The organism is Enterococcus sp. DJ147D b, from assembly GCF_058216655.1.
In genome coordinates this window covers 35,675-53,677 of record NZ_JBZADF010000002.1, presented here as the reverse complement: position 1 = coordinate 53,677, position 18,003 = coordinate 35,675, and the positions used below count along the sequence as shown (strand labels likewise).

The 18,003-nt window shown below is 31.7% G+C and carries 22 protein-coding genes and 3 pseudogenes; 18 read left to right on the top strand and 7 right to left on the bottom strand.

Annotated elements, in window-relative coordinates; translation table 11 throughout:
- Nucleotides 1-203 precede the first annotated feature (203 nt).
- The gene (locus AC4BD1_RS12505) at nucleotides 204-644 is read right to left on the bottom strand and encodes a MarR family winged helix-turn-helix transcriptional regulator (RefSeq protein ID WP_490467331.1); all 441 of its coding nucleotides are present in this window, start codon (nucleotides 642-644) and stop codon (nucleotides 204-206) included.
- A 126-nt stretch (nucleotides 645-770) separates the two neighbouring features.
- Between AC4BD1_RS12505 and AC4BD1_RS12500 the strand changes: the two genes are divergently transcribed.
- A complete protein-coding gene (locus AC4BD1_RS12500; protein WP_490486078.1) occupies nucleotides 771-1,724 on the top strand; it encodes an alpha/beta hydrolase in 954 nt (317 codons plus the stop codon).
- A gap of 230 nt (nucleotides 1,725-1,954) precedes the next feature.
- Here the strand turns inward: AC4BD1_RS12500 and AC4BD1_RS12495 are convergent, their stop codons facing one another.
- Nucleotides 1,955-2,473 carry an HdeD family acid-resistance protein gene (locus AC4BD1_RS12495; RefSeq protein WP_490486077.1) on the bottom strand — a complete coding sequence of 173 codons (519 nt, stop codon included), beginning with the start codon at nucleotides 2,471-2,473 and terminating at the stop codon, nucleotides 1,955-1,957.
- A 155-nt stretch (nucleotides 2,474-2,628) separates the two neighbouring features.
- Here AC4BD1_RS12495 and AC4BD1_RS12490 point away from each other — a divergent pair, with 155 nt between their 5' ends.
- A complete protein-coding gene (locus tag AC4BD1_RS12490) occupies nucleotides 2,629-3,036 on the top strand; it encodes a hypothetical protein (protein ID WP_206911229.1) in 408 nt (135 codons plus the stop codon).
- Between the two features lie 316 nt (nucleotides 3,037-3,352).
- Nucleotides 3,353-3,722 (top strand): annotated as a pseudogene (locus tag AC4BD1_RS12485) (DDE-type integrase/transposase/recombinase); the annotation flags it as partial.
- A gap of 374 nt (nucleotides 3,723-4,096) precedes the next feature.
- Here AC4BD1_RS12485 and AC4BD1_RS12480 read toward each other — a convergent pair.
- From AC4BD1_RS12480 to AC4BD1_RS12470, 3 genes are all read right to left on the bottom strand, one after another.
- Nucleotides 4,097-5,602 carry a helix-turn-helix domain-containing protein gene (locus AC4BD1_RS12480; protein WP_490486076.1) on the bottom strand — a complete coding sequence of 502 codons (1,506 nt, stop codon included), beginning with the start codon at nucleotides 5,600-5,602 and terminating at the stop codon, nucleotides 4,097-4,099.
- 167 nt (nucleotides 5,603-5,769) lie between these two features.
- Nucleotides 5,770-5,883 carry a DUF308 domain-containing protein gene (locus tag AC4BD1_RS12475; RefSeq protein WP_206911203.1) on the bottom strand — a complete coding sequence of 38 codons (114 nt, stop codon included), beginning with the start codon at nucleotides 5,881-5,883 and terminating at the stop codon, nucleotides 5,770-5,772.
- 283 nt (nucleotides 5,884-6,166) lie between these two features.
- Entirely contained in the window at nucleotides 6,167-7,147 is a 981-nt protein-coding gene (locus AC4BD1_RS12470) for a choloylglycine hydrolase family protein (protein ID WP_490486075.1), read from the bottom strand.
- Between the two features lie 379 nt (nucleotides 7,148-7,526).
- Between AC4BD1_RS12470 and AC4BD1_RS12465 the strand changes: the two are divergent.
- Nucleotides 7,527-7,667, top strand: a pseudogene (locus AC4BD1_RS12465) (zinc ribbon domain-containing protein); the annotation flags it as partial.
- A 242-nt stretch (nucleotides 7,668-7,909) separates the two neighbouring features.
- On the opposite strand, the gene prgO reads toward AC4BD1_RS12465, so the two are convergent.
- Both prgO and AC4BD1_RS12455 read right to left on the bottom strand, forming a co-directional pair.
- The gene (prgO, locus tag AC4BD1_RS12460) at nucleotides 7,910-8,185 is read right to left on the bottom strand and encodes a DNA segregation protein PrgO (RefSeq protein WP_490486074.1); all 276 of its coding nucleotides are present in this window, start codon (nucleotides 8,183-8,185) and stop codon (nucleotides 7,910-7,912) included.
- Entirely contained in the window at nucleotides 8,166-9,107 is a 942-nt protein-coding gene (locus AC4BD1_RS12455) for an AAA family ATPase (protein ID WP_490486073.1), read from the bottom strand. Before AC4BD1_RS12455 ends, prgO begins: the two co-directional genes overlap by 20 nt.
- Nucleotides 9,108-9,419: 312 nt before the next feature.
- On the opposite strand from AC4BD1_RS12455, the pseudogene AC4BD1_RS12450 reads away from it, so the two are divergent.
- The 14 genes and pseudogenes from AC4BD1_RS12450 to AC4BD1_RS12385 all read left to right on the top strand — a co-directional run bounded on the left by AC4BD1_RS12450 (nucleotide 9,420) and on the right by AC4BD1_RS12385 (nucleotide 17,980).
- Nucleotides 9,420-10,236, top strand: a pseudogene (locus tag AC4BD1_RS12450) (replication initiator protein A).
- A gap of 134 nt (nucleotides 10,237-10,370) precedes the next feature.
- Nucleotides 10,371-11,282 carry a hypothetical protein gene (locus AC4BD1_RS12445; protein WP_490486072.1) on the top strand — a complete coding sequence of 304 codons (912 nt, stop codon included), beginning with the start codon at nucleotides 10,371-10,373 and terminating at the stop codon, nucleotides 11,280-11,282.
- 895 nt (nucleotides 11,283-12,177) lie between these two features.
- Nucleotides 12,178-13,101: a replication initiator protein A gene (locus AC4BD1_RS12440; protein ID WP_490486071.1), complete on the top strand. Its 924-nt coding sequence runs from the start codon at nucleotides 12,178-12,180 to the stop codon at nucleotides 13,099-13,101.
- A gap of 140 nt (nucleotides 13,102-13,241) precedes the next feature.
- Complete coding sequence (locus tag AC4BD1_RS12435; protein ID WP_490486070.1) at nucleotides 13,242-13,682, top strand: hypothetical protein; 441 nt, start codon at nucleotides 13,242-13,244, stop codon at nucleotides 13,680-13,682.
- A complete protein-coding gene (locus AC4BD1_RS12430; protein ID WP_490486069.1) occupies nucleotides 13,682-13,876 on the top strand; it encodes a hypothetical protein in 195 nt (64 codons plus the stop codon). The genes AC4BD1_RS12435 and AC4BD1_RS12430 overlap by 1 nt, the downstream gene beginning before the upstream one ends.
- 84 nt (nucleotides 13,877-13,960) lie before the next feature.
- Entirely contained in the window at nucleotides 13,961-14,281 is a 321-nt protein-coding gene (locus AC4BD1_RS12425) for a hypothetical protein (RefSeq protein WP_490486068.1), read from the top strand.
- Nucleotides 14,278-14,751 carry a hypothetical protein gene (locus AC4BD1_RS12420; RefSeq protein ID WP_490486067.1) on the top strand — a complete coding sequence of 158 codons (474 nt, stop codon included), beginning with the start codon at nucleotides 14,278-14,280 and terminating at the stop codon, nucleotides 14,749-14,751. The genes AC4BD1_RS12425 and AC4BD1_RS12420 overlap by 4 nt, the downstream gene beginning before the upstream one ends.
- Nucleotides 14,748-15,014, top strand: a complete 267-nt coding sequence (locus AC4BD1_RS12415) for a hypothetical protein (RefSeq protein WP_490486066.1) — start codon at nucleotides 14,748-14,750, stop codon at nucleotides 15,012-15,014. Before AC4BD1_RS12420 ends, AC4BD1_RS12415 begins: the two co-directional genes overlap by 4 nt.
- Nucleotides 15,015-15,092: 78 nt before the next feature.
- The gene (locus tag AC4BD1_RS12410) at nucleotides 15,093-15,266 is read left to right on the top strand and encodes a hypothetical protein (RefSeq protein ID WP_490486065.1); all 174 of its coding nucleotides are present in this window, start codon (nucleotides 15,093-15,095) and stop codon (nucleotides 15,264-15,266) included.
- Nucleotides 15,267-15,278: 12 nt separating this feature from the next.
- Nucleotides 15,279-15,473, top strand: a complete 195-nt coding sequence (locus AC4BD1_RS12405; protein ID WP_490486064.1) for a hypothetical protein — start codon at nucleotides 15,279-15,281, stop codon at nucleotides 15,471-15,473.
- A gap of 47 nt (nucleotides 15,474-15,520) precedes the next feature.
- Nucleotides 15,521-15,820 (top strand): hypothetical protein, encoded by a 300-nt coding sequence (locus tag AC4BD1_RS12400; protein ID WP_490486063.1) that lies wholly within the window; start codon nucleotides 15,521-15,523, stop codon nucleotides 15,818-15,820.
- 33 nt (nucleotides 15,821-15,853) lie between these two features.
- Nucleotides 15,854-16,246: a type III secretion system protein PrgR gene (locus AC4BD1_RS12395; RefSeq protein ID WP_490486062.1), complete on the top strand. Its 393-nt coding sequence runs from the start codon at nucleotides 15,854-15,856 to the stop codon at nucleotides 16,244-16,246.
- 633 nt (nucleotides 16,247-16,879) lie between these two features.
- Nucleotides 16,880-17,101 carry a hypothetical protein gene (locus AC4BD1_RS12390; RefSeq protein ID WP_490486061.1) on the top strand — a complete coding sequence of 74 codons (222 nt, stop codon included), beginning with the start codon at nucleotides 16,880-16,882 and terminating at the stop codon, nucleotides 17,099-17,101.
- Between the two features lie 51 nt (nucleotides 17,102-17,152).
- Nucleotides 17,153-17,980 carry a DNA/RNA non-specific endonuclease gene (locus AC4BD1_RS12385; RefSeq protein ID WP_490486060.1) on the top strand — a complete coding sequence of 276 codons (828 nt, stop codon included), beginning with the start codon at nucleotides 17,153-17,155 and terminating at the stop codon, nucleotides 17,978-17,980.
- Nucleotides 17,981-18,003 lie beyond the last annotated feature (23 nt).

Genomic DNA, 18,003 nt, shown 5'->3' with positions numbered 1-18,003 from the left:
TTGTAACTTGAAAAACAACAAACTCTTTTAGAGTGAGGGTCTGCAGATTAGTTATACGGAACCTTTTTTAAGTTCCATTCTTTAATATTAACAAATAATCATTAAGCATAAAATGCCATCTGACTACAACTTCCATATTTACTTTTCACCCTTAAAAATGTCCTTTTATAGTTTTAGAGCGTGCTTACACATATAATAAAAAATTATCCATCTTTTGTATCTTCATGCAATCGCTCAATTAATCGTGTCAACTCATTCATTTCTAAATCGGTTAAGCTTGAATGATTTAAAAGAATAGCAGGAAGATCGTAAGAATCTTGTCTTTTCTGTTTACCAAAATCTGTGATAGTCACTAACACAATGCGTTCATCATCTGTATTTCTTGTACGTTTCACTAATCCATGTTGTTCCATCCTTTTCAATAATGGTGTCAGTGTGTTACTTGATAAATCTAACTTTTCACCTAATGCTTTTATGGATAAACAATCTACATCATAAAGAAGAACTAAAATCAGATATTGAGGATAAGTCAATCCATTTTTTTCTAAAGAAGGATTGTACATACGCTGAACGGATCGAGATGTAACATAAAGCAAAAAGCACAGATGATCACTTAAAGGGGTTAATTTTTTTTCATTTTCCATTACATTATCTCCTTATCTACTGATTCATTAGTTTAAAACAAAAAAGTAACTCACACAAGTTTTTATCTTTGACGATTAAATCGTGTGAGATTATAATAAAAACATAAATTAAAGGAGTGATTGATTATGGAAAAACAAATTTCATTAGAAAAAGAAGCGATTGATTTTAGCGAGGCAAATGCCCCACATCCACGTATCTATGAATTAGATCCAAAAGATGGACGTGCATTACTCGAAGAGGTACAAGAATCTCCTGTTAATAAATATAATGTAGATATCGAAGATCAACTGATGGATACTGGAAAATATGGCTCAATCAATGTCCGGTTTATTCGACCAGCTGGAAATTATGCTACTCTACCTGTAATTTTTTATATCCATGGTGCCGGTTGGGTATTTGGTAGTGCCAAAACACATGATAAATTAGTGCGAGAATTAGCTGTTCGAACGAATTCAGTTGTGGTATTTCCAGAGTATACATTATCTCCAGAAGCAAAATATCCAACAGCCATTGAACAAAACTACGCAATTTTACAACAATTACCAGAAATGGCTGAAGCAAAAAAAATGGACATTTCCCGTTTAACTGTAGCAGGTGACTCTGTTGGTGGAAATATGGCCACAGTAATGACGATTATGACAAAACAACGTAATGGTCTGACAATCAACCAGCAATTATTGTATTATCCTGTAACAGACGCGAAATTTAACACGGAATCTTATAACGAATTTGCAGAAAATTATTTCTTAACAAAAGAAGGTATGCAATGGTTCTGGGATCAATATACAACTGATGAAAAACAACGTGCAGAAATCACTGCATCACCTTTGCGAGCAACTCTTGATGAACTGAAAGGATTGCCAAAAGCAATGATTTTAAATGGTGAAGCAGACGTTTTACGTGACGAAGGTGAAGCTTATGCACGAAAATTACGTGAAGCTGAAGTTGACGTCACACAAGTCCGATTTCAAGGAATGATTCACGATTTTGTGATGGTTAATGTATTGGATCAAACAAAAGCAGCAAGAGCTGCGATGACTTTATCTACGGAATGGATCAATCGTAACAATAATCAATAGTAACTTCTTGAACATACAATAAGCAAAAAGCTCAGCAAAGTGTAACCTTGCTGAGCTTTTTCATAAACGTCATAATTGTAATCAAATAATGCGAAAGAGAGTGGAATATTAATCAGAATTTTTTCTGATTAATATGTACCTACCCCCAAAAGTTAGACAGAAAAAGTTAACTTTTGGAGTTCACTACATTCCTCCACTCTCTTTATTTAAATTATATATCTATTGTTTGGTTAAAAAGCAAAGACAATTTCTTCTATACCTAACACTAAAAAATAGAAGCCTAGTAAAAAGCTTGCTGTGATTGCTGAAGAAATTGGATCAAATAATAAAGAGATACCAATAAAAATTCCGATAATATTAATAACTAGTGAAAATATATATCGAGGTTTACTAAATTCTTTCAAATAGGAAGAATTAAATAAGTAGAAAATTGAATTAACAATAAACCAAATAGCAAAAACATAAGGTAAAAGAAGTAATCCTTGCCAAATATGAAGTGCTAATCCAATCCCCATAATAAGATAAATAGTTCCTAGAATAATATTATTCGCTTTAGTATTTCCAAAGAAACCCGTTGTTTCATTCAAGTTAACTAATAAAACTATGCCTTTTAAAGTTAATATGATACTTACCAAAACTACAATAGAAGTTAAACTACTTACAGGGTTCCTAAAGGCAATTAATGAAGCCCAAATTGATAATATTCCTAATAAAAATAAACTAAATTTAAACTGATGTTTTTCTTGCATCTAAACACTCCTATTCTAATGTAATGATTACATTATCTAGAATTCAAGAGTTTGTTGAAAGAAAAAAATACACTTTAATCGTGTATTTTTTTCTCTTTTTTCTATTCTCTATGCTTTACAATCAATTCTATCTAAAATAGAAAAGAGGTAATTTTATGACACATTTAGAAAAAAAAGAAAGCCATATTTTAAGTAAGATTCAAGGGGAAATAAATAATTTGAATTATGATCTAACTGACATGGATAATACTGACAATATTGATGTTGCCTATGCCGAAGAACAGGATGCATTGGAAACAATTGGCTCTATTCTTAAAAATGATACAAAGCTTGATAAATTAGAAGATAAAAGTGCTGCGAAAGATGAAAAAGAGTTTGATAAATGGGTAGATAATGAAGAAAAAATTTTAAAAAGAATAAAGAACGAATTGGTTAATTTAAATAAACAGTTAAAAACATTGACTGGTGATTCAAATAAAATGAAGAGATATTTTGCACAAAAAAAAGCTTTACTAGACATCAAGAAAATTTTACATGAAGCTAGTGAGTTCTTTAAATTGTAAAAAATTTTTTAAGCTAGTAAGTAAATAATAAAAACTAAGATAGTATAATCAGATTAATCGAATTTCTTTACAAAAATCCAGAACTTGTTTTTGTAAAGCGTATATGCCCCATTATCAAATTTACGAATTGTCATAAGAAAAGTGAGAACAAGGATAAGCCTACTGAGAATAGACTGATCCTTGTTCTCACTTTTCTTATACAAAACCTTCACATTTCGCAATTAAATTACAGCAGCTTTTTCCATGAAAGTATACTCCATTGACTGCCTAACGTATATAATTATGGAAAAGTATTCTGTTTTATTTAAGCTGGATGCAATTGTATCTAGATCCTTTTATGGATATGTTCAATAGTGAAATTTTATCCTATCGTACCTATGAAAAGTCCGATGCATTTCAAATGCATTAGCGATAATGGAATGTTTGGAGGAAGCTATCCAGACCTCTAACGATTGTCCTTATCGTCGTACGTTTCATTCAGATCAAGGTTGGGCATATCAAATAAAAGCTTATAGAAACAAATTGAAGGAATACAAAATTTTTCACAGTAAAGTTTATAACTGTTTCGAGGAATTAAAATCAGCCATCGATAACTATATCTATTACTACACAATGAACGGATAAAACAGAAATTCAACTGGCAAAGTCCCGTCCAATTTCGTAAAACAGCCGTAACGTTTGCGTAAAAATATCACTTTAGAGCATGAAAAAAGAGTGGATTTCTCCACTCCAAAAAAGTCTAACTTTTTGGTGTCATTACATTACTACAGCTTTTTGATCTCTTTTTTTCTTCAAAGACTTCTAGATTAAAAATTGATTTTTGAATTTTTTGTGTTTCCTGTAAAGTTCGATGAACTTGTATTGAAAGAATATTCCATTGTTGTGGGTATATTCAATCTATAATCGGCATTAACACAAATCCAATCTCGTTGTGTGCCCATCATTTCTCTAAACAGAGGACCTCGCTATGTTTACAACAGCAAGAATCTCCCCTACAAAATAAGACAGCCTAACAGAATTAAATTTAGTAATTTATCTTACATTCTATTAAAAAACTAATCTAGATTTCTTTTAATTTTGATTCATATATTTCTAAAAGTATTAGGTCCAACTGTCTATAGTCTTTTAATGAAACACTACTATCTACATAAGCAATATACTCATATCTCAATTTAGGCTCGACCAAACTGTAATTGATGTCTGTTGTGGTAACTAAAAGATCATATTTTTGTTCAAGTTGAATATCTTTATATCTATCACATAGTACGACATTAAAGTGTAACGTCATTATATTAGATAGTTCTCTTAAGAAGATTTTTGTTTCACTATACGGCATATCAGTATCTACCAGTACAGATATTTGAGGCTCTAAGAAAGTAAGATCTTCTACTTTCGCTAAAGCTAAACTGTATTGATTCACTAAATATTCAACTTTTTCAAAAAGTGAATATCCAGTTTTTATATAAAGTTTTTCACACATTTCATTGAAAATATTAGTTGTTCTGATTAAATATTTTTCTGTACTCGAATTTAGAAAAAACTCTAAAGAATCTTTTTTGTCATAAAAAAAATCAGCATATAAATTAATAGAATAGAGATATTTCTTAAATTCATCTTTTTTATCTGAATCCAATGAGCAAATATTTTTATCAAAATACATAATAACCTCTTGCGTGGCCAACCAAGCTTGAGTATGTTCAATATAATTATTATTCTCCAAATAAAGATCACTATATTTTAATGTAAATGTCACTCTAGTACTTAAAAATGCCAAAAAGTAATTGCTTTCTACCTTACTTTTATTTATTTTAGCAAACCAATACTTCTGTAACCCTGTTTCTTCACCTATTAGCGTAAATAGCGTGCTATATTCCGTGTTAAAAAAATCAGCAGAAATTTCTTTTTTTCTATTATATCTAATAATAGTTATTGCTAAGAAGTAAGCAATTTGTAAGCGACCATTTCCGCTAACTGGGATATCCAATTTTTCGATATAGTGATTCAATGATTTTAATAGCTCGTCTTGTGATATTCCTGCGTACTTCCATTCAGATCCTCTATAAATAGTCCATAGAAAATTAAAGTAGAAAAAGCGGATCTTATTTTCTGGTCCTTCAATAGAGAAAAAACCTTTTTTATAAACAATCGTTAGACTATACTCTTCTAAATTTTTTCTCATGTCACACATTTTTTTATTTATAAATGCTTCACTTATATGATATTTTTCTATCAAGTTAGTCAAACTTTCATCTTTCGATAACAACTTAATTAAAAAGATAATAGGAAAGCAAGATTCAACCATTTTCTTTTTCAAAAATAAATATTCTTTCGTATGATTTTCATTTATTCGATAACCTTTTCCCTTAACATAATCAAGCAAAGACGATACTTTTTGTTCTTCTGCAAATATTAATAATTCCTCTAAATATTTGTAACTTGTTTTCCGGTCAATCGATAGTTCATGAGCTATTTCAATACCATTTTTATACCCCTCGATATTTCTTAAATAATCAAGTATTTCTATTTTTTTTTTCACATCATTATCAATAAAACAATTTATATCCATCTCAACCTCCTAAACATTTAAAATAACAGTGTACCATGATGAAATTATCTAGACAAATTTCATCATGGTACACTGTTATTTTAAATGTTCATTATTTTTATAAGATATGAAAAGCTATAGAACTTATTGTTGTTGATTAGTAATGCAGGAGTTTATAGTATACATTTTTAAAAAGATAGTACGATTTCTTCTAATCCTAATATTAAAAAATAAAAACCAATCAGATAACTAGCTGTTAAGGCCGAGCTAACTGGATCAAAGAACAACGAAATCCCTATAATTACTCCAAGTATATTGTTGATGATAGAAAAAATATATCTGGGCCGACTAATCTCTTTGAGAATTGTAATCCATTCATTGAAGCCTACTTATCGTCGATCGAAAAGCGGGCTTCAGGAAAAATGAATGTCTTATTACATTTTTCGCATTTATAAACATTCTCTTTTCTATTTTTAGTGCCTTATCCTCACATTCACATTCAATGAAGCTTGCACGTTACTCTTCGTATATGCTCAATGGTAGTCCGTAAAAGTTAAAAATTCTAACAATAATGATAAATATTTTTTAGTTTAACTGAACGGAAGTAAACTCAGTATCAACTGTAAATTCAATCGGCTTTTCAGAAGAAAGTAACGCGTCATCTAATTTAACTGAGTACACCTGTTCGGTAGTATATGGATTAAAGTAATAGGTTAACTCATCTACATCTAAAATCGAACGATATTGTGTATAATCTATTGATCCATCATTTTTAATATTTACACCTTTTGGAATCGTGACACTATTTAAAATATGAAAAATCGCACTCACTGCTTCATCCGTAGTTTTCCCTGCTTGAGTGAACTGTCTATAATAACCAGTTCGTACAAAACGTTCTGGTGACGTTAGTCCCCCAGGCATCCCAAATGTACCAGAACCTTGTCCAAATGGTTTAGTAGAATAGGCTCCTATTTTTTTTCCTTTAAAATTTGTGGGACGCATGGAAAGATAGTTATTTAAATTTTTTAAATGCCATTCAAGTTCAGGACTGTTAGTCATTACACCAACGGGATTTTCCTTCAATTCAATTTCTCCGGTATTTGTTTCGACTACTACCGTCATACCTGTTCTATCAGTCACAATATAATGTAAAGGCAGTACTAAAGACAAAAGTGAGTTTTCTTCATTAATTATATTTATTTCAAAAATACGTTTTTTTAACTCCTCAACACTAGAAATTTCACCCAGCAGCCACATAATAAATCCATGAGGCGATATGTTCAACTTTCCTTCTCTTGATTCATTATATTTTGCTTCATCAAGGAAATAGAGTTCTGCCACCGCAAGTCCCTGTTCGTTCACACCATCTGCTAACAAATATCCGTCTAGATTCCGTCCTGTGCCAATAAAACCAAATCGTGTTTTTCTAGTTGTGTTCGACGTAGCATTCCATTCATACTGTCTAGGAATAAAGATAGGAAGTCCATTTAATTCAAAACCAAAATCCATTGTTCGTGCTAAAAAATGATGACTGTTTCCAGATTGATAGGTTAAACTTGTACACATCATAATACCTTCTTTCAACTATTTTTAGTTCGTTTCTATTTACTCTAGGTCGGAATGTAAGTGATATCAGCTATCCATTTTTCACTTATAAGTTATATACTTATAAATATATAATACCTCTTAAAGGTTATAATGCACATCATTTATGCGTCTTTTGAGTGTACCTAAATATACATTTATCAATCATTGAAGTTTCTAGTTGGTCATTTTTTTACGATGTTTTCCTTGAATTGAATGCCATTTTTTGTCTGAATAGCTAGTAAATCATTATAGACTTCATACATATTTCATACATATTTTTTCCAGCAGATAATGATAAAGAATAGATAAACGTAGTAGGTAAGCTTTCGACACTTTTTTCTCTAGTAACCCATGAATCAATTGTGGACATAAGGATGGCAAGAAACATCTCAAAATTAGAGAATGGACTTGTCCTATTTGTTGTTCTCATCATGACCGAGATGTAAACGCTAGTATAAACATTCTGACCGAAGGTCTTAGAATGAAAGCGTTATCTTAGGTGAAATCAAGAACCGTAGGAACTACGGGGATAGCTTGGTAAAGAAGAGAAACCTCTGTGAGTAAAGAAATAAGCTTGCAAGTACGCTCTATTCCTAAGAAGCTCCCACTTCAAGCGTTAAGAACCGCTATGTTTAGCTAAGTGGTGAGTAGTTCACAGTGAAAAACAAACCAATGTTACTTAGTCATATATAAAAAAATATACTAACTATATTAAGTATATCTAATATAGTTAGTATATTTTTATGAATTTAATCGACGATTATATATTTGTTTTTCTTCATCATTAAGTGTAGCAACATAGGCGTCCATTGCTAGTTTCACAATTTCGTACATTGGAATATCTTTAACGTAACTAATATCTCTAATTGTTTTCAATACAGGTGGATCTACCTGTACAGGTTTTCGTTCTTTTGCAGTATACTTGTGCTCACCTAGTTCTACACTCAAATCGTCTTTGATTGAAATATCGGCAGCGCCAATTTTCTTTTTATCTTTATTAGTTGGTAATAATGCCATTAACTTCTATCTCCTTTCCTCCAGGAAGAATACGATTTGCCATTGAGTCGGCATACTTTAGAGTATAATCGAATCCTTCAATGTCACCATTTTTTTCATAATAGGCTATTCGTTCTTCCAGTTCAGTAAATATATCAGCAAAGATAGCCCACCACCGTCTGTCAACATAGTCATTTAACTGTATACCATATTCACCATAGTTTTCTAGTCTATCAGATCCTTTTACTATACTTTTAAATATATTTGCTTCTCCATATTTATCTACTGTTTTTTTGTAATTAGCATTTTGTGACGACTTACGGACAGCAAATAAAACAGGTAAAATTCCAATAATTTGAAGATTTGTTTCTGGAAAATTAGTGACAATTGGTACTAAAACTTCATTTATAAAATCTTCAGTCCCCTCCATTGCATAACGTTTAAGCTCTTGCATTGGAACAATATAATCTGCAGCAGTTAAAAATGCTCTAACAACATTATCAGTTGAAGGTGGACAATCTATCAAAATATAATCAAATTGTTCCCTTAATTTTTTTAAAGGCTCTAAAAATGCTAGATGTCTCTTATGTCTATCTGGATATTTTTGTGAAAGATATTCATTCAGTTCTTCTGATCCTGGGGAGCCAGCCATTATATATAAATTTGGGCTAACTTGAGTAATTCCAGATTCCCAATCGTTACTTTTGATAGCAGCAGCCATTGATCGATTGAAGCTAGTAATTTGATAAGTAGATCCAATATTCGAAGTTGTATTTCTTTGTTGGTCATAATCTATCAACAATATTTTTTTCCCAAATAATTGACTTGCAACCACTGCCAACAAATCGTTATCAGTGGTTTTTCCTGTTCCACCTTTACGAGCTGTCAGCATAATTACTCGCCCCATTCTCTTTGTTAAAGTTTCTTCACTTGATGAATACATGTTATCCCTCCAATTATCACGTAAAATATATTAGTTATATTAAGTATACTGAATATAGCTAATATATTAAATATACGAAATACTTTTAATATAAGAACTATACTGAGTATACTTAATATATTTCATATACTTAGTATAGCAGATATATTCGTTTTATCAAAATATATTTATACAAAGTGCGTTGAAAGCTTTTATTGACAACGTTAAAATATTACTCAACAAGTACTCTTTTATATACGAGCTAATATCAAACTTATTAGAACTCTGATTGTTCTAACATATATACTCAAAAAATAGAAAGAGGTTACAAAAATGACAACGGAATTCAATTTTATTACAGCGCAAGAAACTTATCGAGCGCTATACTACCAATTGCCAAAAGTATTATTTACTTCATCTTACTACAAAGAAATGAGTAATGATTCAAACATTGCATATGCAAAGTTACAAGCTAGATGTGAAGCGTCGATTCAAAATAACTGGATCGATGAACAAGACAGAGTTTATTTTATTTTCACCAGAGCCGAGCTTATGGAAATTTTAGGTTGTAAAGAAAATAAAATCTCCAAAATAAAAAAAGAATTAAAAGAGAAAAACCCACTTTCGACAGAAACAGCGTCAAATCAATATTCTTTCGAAGGTGGGAAAAAGGGAGTCAATCTATTATATTCTAATAATTCTTTAGACACTAATAGACACTGAAAAAGACCAGCTACAAGATCAATTGTTGCTCAATGAGTTTGAAACTATCATGCAGGAATCGAGCATTGGAACATTCGTTCCTGAACGAGTATTAGGCTTAATTAAAACTTTTTCTTCTAGCTATGAAGAAGCACAACAAACAGTGAAAACCATACACAATGCAAAAGCAAAAGCTGAAAAAGAAATGAATACGATCGTTGTATTCGAGGAAGTCGATAGTTACGGCATAAATGCAGGACAAGCTCTATACACAACGTTACTAAAAGCTTATCAAAAACAACGAACAGAAAAAGTTCAAAATATCCAAAATCTAATTTTTGTTTATGTAAAAAACTGGTTTATTGAACATCCGATTACTGCCAAAAAACAGCAAGAAACACAAAAAAACGGAGATCCAGTCTTGATGACTAACTGGCTAGAAGAGTGACTAAAATAGTTCCGTCACAAATTCATGTTATTAACACAATTGGCAATTTTAAGTTCCACTTTTTGCAGATTTGAAATTAAACAGAATGTTATAATTTCATTGTGCGAAAATTTGAGCAAAAGGAGCTATTACTTATGAATACGGAGTTAGGAATTGCCCGTGTGATGGATGCAAAAAATATATCTGGGAAAGAACTCATAGCCGAAAAAATATTTTTGCGTTCTAGATTGACGAGAGTACTAAGTGGAGTGACCAAACCAACTTTTGAAGAAATAGTTCTTTTTTGTGACTATTGTGCGATCACATTAGCCGAATTCATGAGTGTTATTCAAGAAGATACAGAAAAAGAGAAAATGATTACCCAATACCGTAGATATATTCAAAACATACCAGATTCAGAAAGAATTAAGGCAACAGAAATGGTAAATTATTATACAGCTAAGAGATTTGATAATTTAAGTTCTTTTCTGCAATATATACGAGTAGAAAACTTTATTGTCCCAAAACTGGAAAAAAAACCCTTCGATGGATTACCAGAGGATAGTATTGCTTTTATTGTCGAAAATGTCGGAAAAGGTAAAGTTCTAAGTTCTGTAGAATTTTATATTCTTGCAGGAACTGCAAGAGAAATTCCGTATAGTTTTTTGAAAAAAATGTATCAAACATTTATTCCTGTCGACAAAAATTATTTATTCAGTGTAACTGCCGAAGAAAGACAAGCTGTAAGAGAGTTTATCTCAAATGTATTTGATGATTTTTCTGAGCATGGAGATTTAAAACTTGCGCAACAGTCGTTGGATGATCTGAGAGAGTTTCTAACACATTTTCCAAATTTGCGATTTAAACTTATGTTGAAGATAAATGAAAATTTTTTAGCACTTTCGACAAAATTAGACAGAAAAATAATCACTGAAACTGAGACATACATCGAAGCACTGAAAAATCTTGATGAAGATGTGTTTGCAAAAGGTGCTGAGTTTCAACTTGAACAAATTGTAGCTGGAATAAGTGTTCCAATATTTGAAGAAAAGATGCCTTCTGAATAATTTTATTAAAAAAATCACAACTCGAAACATAATGCAAGTTATTTAAATCCCGTTTTTCGGGCAAAAAAAGCCCTTTTTTTTTGAAATTTGATCAATTTTAGTCGAAAAACAGACTTTTAGTCCCGTTTTTCGAGAATTTAAAAAAAAGCCTTTTTTATCTGATATAATTATTTCAGAAGTACTTCTAAGAATTTTTCAATCGGAGGTGAACTAAAATGATGTCAAGAATTCAACATATGACAACTTCTTTGTCAATTTTATTCGCAAGTTTTATGTAAAAAAATAAACCCATGTAAATCAAGGGTTTTGTGCGTTTTTGGTAATTGTGGCTGAAGTAAGCTACAAAAAATATTGTACAAAAAAAAGATTCTGTGGTAGCGTATTAAATGACAAATAACAAGAATCATTTTAATTAAATAATATTTTTTTGTTGTTCATATCGTGGAACTTAACAAGAAAAGGAGGCCGACAGTGACTTCTCGCCGAATTTAGGATTGCCGTCCAGAATTCAGGTCATAGAAGCCATGTCGTTCGAACATAAACTACCCTTATGTCCGATGAGCCCCTTTTAATGTTACAGTTTTACCTGCAACATAAGATACTATAACATATTTTAGTAGTATTTTTAATAATTTTATTTGTGAAAAACGTGCAAAGTTTAATGCTGATTTACCGTTCACATTCAATTTTATTGAACTTACAACTAAAAGGAATTTTTAGTGTCTACGTGGGGATTTGTAGGGGAACTGTAGATTAAAAGAGGGAGAATCGTTCATTAGTGTAGTGCTAGTGGATGGTTCTCCCTCTTTTTTGTTTTTGTTAAGCTCCACAATGTGAATAACCTATAAATCAAAATACTTAGTTAATCAATTACAAAATAAAGGAGATCCTAAAAATGAAATTTGTCCAATTAAAAACAGAAGAAACGAATCAGAGCTTTTATCAAATGCCTATCGGATTGATGAAAAATGAGAAATATAAAGATTTATCGCTAGGTGCAAAGATGGCCTACACTTTGTTTTTGAATAGACATCACTGCTCAGAGGCTAACGGATATAAAGATCAATTTGGGGACACTTATTTCTATTACACGAACGAGGAACTAATGCAAAATTTAGGAAGAGCGAATCGTGCAGTCTCACTAATTAAACAAGAATTGATTGATCATGGACTTTTGAAGGTTGTTCGTAGACCTCCGATGAGAATGGAAGATGGTACTAGTAAGTTTCAAGCATCCTTACTATATTTGGGGGCGTTAGACTCATCAGACAAAGATGAGTACAACAGACCAAACAAATTGGAAAAAAAACCAAAGAAGAAAGCGGAAAAAGGAGCTGCGGCTAAAGATAACGTCAACCAAATAGAAGACAAGAAGAAAGAAACAGCAGCTGTCAAAGAAGAAAAGAACGAACAAATATTACTAAGTAATTTCTCAACAACTATTCAATCGTTTGGTCGAACGTTTATTCCTGAAAACGCACTAACACTCATTCAAAAATTTTCGAATTCTATTAAAGAAGCAAAAGAAACAGTCAAAGCAATCCATAATGCAAAAGTAAGAGCACAACAAAAAATAGGAGAATATATCGTATTTGAAGAACTAGAATCATATGGAATAAATGCAGAAGCTGAATTGTACACAACGTTACACAGAGCATACATGCTACAAAAAACAGAAAAAGTGAAAGATATAAAAAATGTAATTCACGTCTACGTACGTAATTGGTTTATGAATACAATTGTTCCGACAAAAAAATTGGCTACGGATAATACTCTTCCGAAAGTCAGTATAGTTAATTGGTTAGAAGAAGAACTCTAAATTATTTTTTACGTAAAGTTGGAAAAGGAAATATAATATACACTAAATTTTTAAAAACATATAAAACAACTAATAGATACTCTATAGAGCTAGTTATGCAAAATTTGAGAATGTCAAACTAAAAGAAAGAGTGATGAAATATGACGCGTGGATTAACAGTGACACCTGCAGATCTAAGAAGTGTTGAAACGAAAGTTCAACTGTTTAATGGTCAGAGATGGAATTTAGCTAAAGGCTATGCTGAAAGGTACGCAATCTGGTACGAAGATGGGAACCCAACCGAAATTATCATTCGTAGAGCCAAAGTAGATAAAATATTTCCTAGCATAAAATTACTTTTTGATAAAAAGAATCAAGTCATCGCTCAACGGTCAAGTCCTGAAAAATTATTGATTGCAACAAGAGAAAACAGTTGGCTGAAAAGAGAAAACAAGTATAAGCAATCCTCAGAACTTGCTGTTTACGAAATGATTGAAATGATTGAAAAACAAGATGAACGGTTACGAAGAAAACGAGAAAAAGAACTGAAAAAACGCAAATCATCATGGCAGAAGCAATTTTCATATCTGGAGAAGAGATGATGAAGGCAAAAGAATTGATCAGTATTTTTCAACAAAATCCAGATGCTGAAATCTTAGTTTCAACAACTGAGTATTACGAAGGAATCACTCATTTCGCAGGCTATCAAAGAGGAGAATTTCAACCTCTAAAAGCCATCTCCTTTGATATTGAAAAAAATAGTATTCAACTAAACGGAGCAAGAGAGCTAGAATAATAGGCTGAAACTTTTGAGGGGAATGAACAGGAGGAAACAGAATGAGTTACGAAAATTACAAAAATTGTGTTGAAGAGGTAAAGGATGAAACAAATACCGTTAATTGAAGAGTTGGAAGAATTTAAAAAGCAAGGATATGAAAATAATCCTAATGAGCAAGTCATATACATTTTTGAAAATGGATTTGGTGCAAGTATCATTCTAGGAAAACACAGCTATGGATTAGAAATGATGTTAATAACGCCAGATTATGAATTTGATGAAGATTATGTAAAAAGTCAGCTCTTAAAGCTTGAATCTGATCTTTATTATGACGTTGTTGGCTATTTGAATAAAGAAAAAATGAATGGGCTTTTGCAAGGTATTCAAAAAATCAAGCCATTTTTGGAGGTGGTAGAAAGATGAAATATAGAAAAAAACCAGCGGTTGTTGAAGCTATGCAGCTAACTAATGAAAATCTGTTAGAAGTGAAAGAGTGGTGTAACGGTGAACTAGTTCCTAATACAGAAACAAGAGAATACGATCTATGTATTTCAAATTTAGAAGGTATTACACAAGCAAATTACGGAGATTATATCATCAAAGGTACGGATGATGAATTTTACCTACGTAAAGCTTATATTTTCGAAAAGATTTATGAAATAGTAAGTCAGAAACCACAACTCAACGACAACCAGCAAATCGTGTTGAAGTGGTTGAAAGAGAATACTTGTAAAGGTAAAAAGCCTGTCTATCCGATGAATTTAGTAAGAAAATCAGTTGCAAAAATGCCTGTAAAAATTGTTAGTCACTACAATCATTTAAGTGATAGAGAAGAATTTGAAGTCCTAGTAGCGTTCGCAGAATGGGGATTGGAACAGGAGGAAGCAGAATGAGCTACGAAAATTACAAAAATTGTGTTGAAGAGGTAAAAGACAAAAATGGGAAAATAATCAAATATCATGACGCTGTTCGTACGTCACAAGGTGAGCTTTTATTAGTTGGATTTGGTGTCAATCATCATCACAAAACGAAGGGTTTAAATGCTTTTAATGATTTTAACGGCGCTCATGATTGGCTAGATGTGTATCCAGATGGCGAACTAGAAATTTTGGGGAATGTTGATTTTATTGCTGACGAAACGGAGAGATTAGTATGAAAGATTTTGTGATCTTTACAGGTGAAAGAAAATGAATAATAAGCGGGGGACACCCAGCCGAAAGAGAGGGGACACCTGATGTCAACCAAGAAAAATAGGAAAAAATTTGCTCTATCTGACGCTACTATTGAAAAATTGGAGTGGTTAGTAAAAGAGCACCAAAAACGTTCTGATATCAAAATTTATCCGTGCAACACACTTGAAGAATTGATTGACAATGACTATTTGATAAGAAGCAGATTTAAAAAATAAGGAGTGAGTTTTATGGAAGAAAAGATAATTAATTTAATGAAATCAAAACATAAAAGAAAAATGTCTGTGAAAGAATGTGCTACATTTTTCAAAATGAGTGAAATAGTACTACTTAGCAAATTAAAGCATGCAAATTTTGTGAGAAGAACGTATAAAATCGATCCAGAGACTGGCTCTATTCAATCATTTTTGGAAAAAATATCTTAAATTCAGTATCGAAAATCTCTAAGTTTAATGAAAGACAGGTATTTGTTATGACGAAAAAAGAAATAATGGATGAAATTGCTCGTTTGACGCAACCAGGCTGGCAAGAAAATGAGGAAGTTGGACGTACTGTGCAGACGCTATCTAAAAAATTGAGTAAAAAAAACACAAACGACGAACCTAGAGCCAAAATAATTGTTGTTTATCATCAAGGAAAAATGTTGGTCAGTGGGGATGCGAGAAAAGTAGCTGCATTTATAAAAAAACCGATAGTGACTGTAAGAAACTACGCCAGAAAGAACTATGTAGATCTGAACAGGAAAGAGTTTTCGTATCTGGAAGAGAATTGATAATGAAATCTGAAAAAGAAAGGATGATCAAAAATGGAGTTAAAACCAGTGGATCTAAAAAGAATTACGTGTGAATTTGTTTTATTCAATCGACAGCATGTTAAATATTCAAATCAAACAGTGAAAAGAATAGTCGTCGATTATTCTGGGAAAGTCACAGTCATAAGCACTAAAGAAATAACGAATAATCACGAGCTTAAAAAATTTTTCGATCAAATAAAAAGTATCTATGTTGATGGGAAAACAGTTGCTTGCAGAGGTTGTTCTGACTTACCTTTACAAATTTCAAATCATGATTTTGCCAAATTAAAAAAACGAAAATTACTCTTAGTAGAATCTGAGAAAAGTTATCGAAAGTTAGAACAAAAAGAATTGTATAACTGGAATAAGGATATGATTCAGCATATAAAAAAAGTTGTCAGTTAAATTTTTAGTTAAATACTTGATCCTTTTGTTTGTTAGTTTTTACTAGCAAATTCTAGTAGTTGGTTAAAAGCTACCGAAGAAACAGACAAAATTAGAACACGGACACGAAACAACATAGAGTATAATGTGCCTTATGTTGCTGGTGAAGGAAGTAGTTTTCGAACCCTGAACAATACACGTCAACTAATTTGAAGTTTTCGGGAGAACATTGAAAATTGAATAACTACAGGACTTACTAAGTTAATCAGCGTGCCTAATAAGGGCTTAGTAAGGATAAATCACCTATAAGAGTACGGCTAGAGCTCGTAGAAGTTTGCGGTATGTTGATGGGTATGGCACACACAGAAAAGAACAGGTGCGACGATCAGATTTTAGAAAATTTAAAATGACAATTTTATTGTCTAATCGATTTCAAGGGAGCCGTGTTACTTTTCGAGAGTTTGAGGTTGCTGACGCTAGAAACCTTGCGAAAAAAATAACCTGTAGAAAAAAGTAGCTTAAAAGCTAACAAACAAAAGGATCAAATATGTACTAAATTAAATAGTATATCGATGCTTCGATGAAATAGAATGACAAAATTGCAATCAGTTAGACATAGAGAAAAACAATCAAAAAATTGAGAGGAATAAAAAAATGAGTATGAAAAAAGTCAACAGTATGGAAACGAAGATTTTAGAGCTAATGCAAAAAAATCATAGAAATAAATTAAGTGTCAAAGAGTGTTCAGAGAGTTTAAAAATCACCGAGTTTCAAATAATTAGCAGATTAAAAGATCCAAAAGCAATTCAGCGTAATTACGTGAAAGATGAGGCAGGTAAAATAGAAATGGTTTTAGAAAGAGTTGCTAATCTCTAGTGTCTATAAAAAAGTTAAAATAGAATTTTAGACTATCAGTTGGAGGAGATCATGAATAAGAAGAAAAAAAGAAATAAGAAAATTCCTGCACTAATAACAGCTATAGCTGTACTTGCTCTTGGTGGTTATGAATATGTTTCAAACGAAGGACTATTGACGGATGACTCAAATTCTACAAATCAGACACTAGAATTAGTGAGTGACCAATTTAATAGCGATACAGGAAATGAAATAGATTTAGGCATCTATGAACAGCTTTCAGATCTTGATTTTTCAAGTGGTGATTCAGCGATCATTGAAGTGAATGGGAATAACAGTACGTTAGATACAAATGAATGGATAGAAAACCGTGTTTATTATGGCGATTTAGATTATTTAAACAGAACAACTACAGTCACTGCCTACATCAATAAGAATAACCTTGGCAAATCTGAAGGGCGATCTAGACAAGTATGGCAACCGACAGGCTGGAATCAAAAAACTGTAGATGGTGAAACCATTCAAAATCGAGGGCACCTACTTTCGTATACGTCGAGTTTCAATTTTGATTCAGATGGAAACTATGTACAAGGTGAAGATGGTAGCGAAGATAATCCTAAAAATTTAGCAACACAAACAGCTTATTCAAATCAAAAAGTACAAACAAAGTATGAAGAAATGGTTCGTAATGCACAAAAAATGAATGAAAACAAAATTGTTTATCAAATTACTACCATTTTTCGTGGGGATGAGTTGATGCCACGAGGTTATTGGCTACAAGCAAAAGATACAAACGGAACATTGGACTTTAATGTCTATGAGTTTAACGTACAACCTAAAGTAATATTTGATTATGCAACAGGAAAAGCAACAATTGATCGTCAACTCGTAGTAAATTAACGTTTAATACACAAAAATAATTT

What these genes read in the sequence shown, in the direction of transcription:
- AC4BD1_RS12495 (WP_490486077.1), bottom strand. Translation starts at nt 2,473, where the DNA reads ATGCAAGAAAAACATCAGTTTAAATTTAGTTTATTTTTATTAGGAATA.
- AC4BD1_RS12505 (WP_490467331.1), bottom strand. Translation starts at nt 644, where the DNA reads ATGGAAAATGAAAAAAAATTAACCCCTTTAAGTGATCATCTGTGCTTT.
- AC4BD1_RS12430 (WP_490486069.1), top strand. Translation starts at nt 13,682, where the DNA reads ATGAAGGCAAAAGAATTGATCAGTATTTTTCAACAAAATCCAGATGCT.
- AC4BD1_RS12425 (WP_490486068.1), top strand. Translation starts at nt 13,961, where the DNA reads ATGAAACAAATACCGTTAATTGAAGAGTTGGAAGAATTTAAAAAGCAA.
- AC4BD1_RS12385 (WP_490486060.1), top strand. Translation starts at nt 17,153, where the DNA reads ATGAATAAGAAGAAAAAAAGAAATAAGAAAATTCCTGCACTAATAACA.
- AC4BD1_RS12440 (WP_490486071.1), top strand. Translation starts at nt 12,178, where the DNA reads ATGAAATTTGTCCAATTAAAAACAGAAGAAACGAATCAGAGCTTTTAT.
- AC4BD1_RS12500 (WP_490486078.1), top strand. Translation starts at nt 771, where the DNA reads ATGGAAAAACAAATTTCATTAGAAAAAGAAGCGATTGATTTTAGCGAG.
- AC4BD1_RS12445 (WP_490486072.1), top strand. Translation starts at nt 10,371, where the DNA reads ATGAATACGGAGTTAGGAATTGCCCGTGTGATGGATGCAAAAAATATA.
- AC4BD1_RS12455 (WP_490486073.1), bottom strand. Translation starts at nt 9,107, where the DNA reads ATGTATTCATCAAGTGAAGAAACTTTAACAAAGAGAATGGGGCGAGTA.
- AC4BD1_RS12410 (WP_490486065.1), top strand. Translation starts at nt 15,093, where the DNA reads ATGTCAACCAAGAAAAATAGGAAAAAATTTGCTCTATCTGACGCTACT.
- AC4BD1_RS12390 (WP_490486061.1), top strand. Translation starts at nt 16,880, where the DNA reads ATGAGTATGAAAAAAGTCAACAGTATGGAAACGAAGATTTTAGAGCTA.
- AC4BD1_RS12415 (WP_490486066.1), top strand. Translation starts at nt 14,748, where the DNA reads ATGAGCTACGAAAATTACAAAAATTGTGTTGAAGAGGTAAAAGACAAA.
- prgO (WP_490486074.1), bottom strand. Translation starts at nt 8,185, where the DNA reads ATGGCATTATTACCAACTAATAAAGATAAAAAGAAAATTGGCGCTGCC.
- AC4BD1_RS12435 (WP_490486070.1), top strand. Translation starts at nt 13,242, where the DNA reads ATGACGCGTGGATTAACAGTGACACCTGCAGATCTAAGAAGTGTTGAA.
- AC4BD1_RS12470 (WP_490486075.1), bottom strand. Translation starts at nt 7,147, where the DNA reads ATGTGTACAAGTTTAACCTATCAATCTGGAAACAGTCATCATTTTTTA.
- AC4BD1_RS12405 (WP_490486064.1), top strand. Translation starts at nt 15,279, where the DNA reads ATGGAAGAAAAGATAATTAATTTAATGAAATCAAAACATAAAAGAAAA.
- AC4BD1_RS12395 (WP_490486062.1), top strand. Translation starts at nt 15,854, where the DNA reads ATGGAGTTAAAACCAGTGGATCTAAAAAGAATTACGTGTGAATTTGTT.
- AC4BD1_RS12400 (WP_490486063.1), top strand. Translation starts at nt 15,521, where the DNA reads ATGACGAAAAAAGAAATAATGGATGAAATTGCTCGTTTGACGCAACCA.
- AC4BD1_RS12490 (WP_206911229.1), top strand. Translation starts at nt 2,629, where the DNA reads ATGACACATTTAGAAAAAAAAGAAAGCCATATTTTAAGTAAGATTCAA.
- AC4BD1_RS12420 (WP_490486067.1), top strand. Translation starts at nt 14,278, where the DNA reads ATGAAATATAGAAAAAAACCAGCGGTTGTTGAAGCTATGCAGCTAACT.
- AC4BD1_RS12480 (WP_490486076.1), bottom strand. Translation starts at nt 5,602, where the DNA reads ATGGATATAAATTGTTTTATTGATAATGATGTGAAAAAAAAAATAGAA.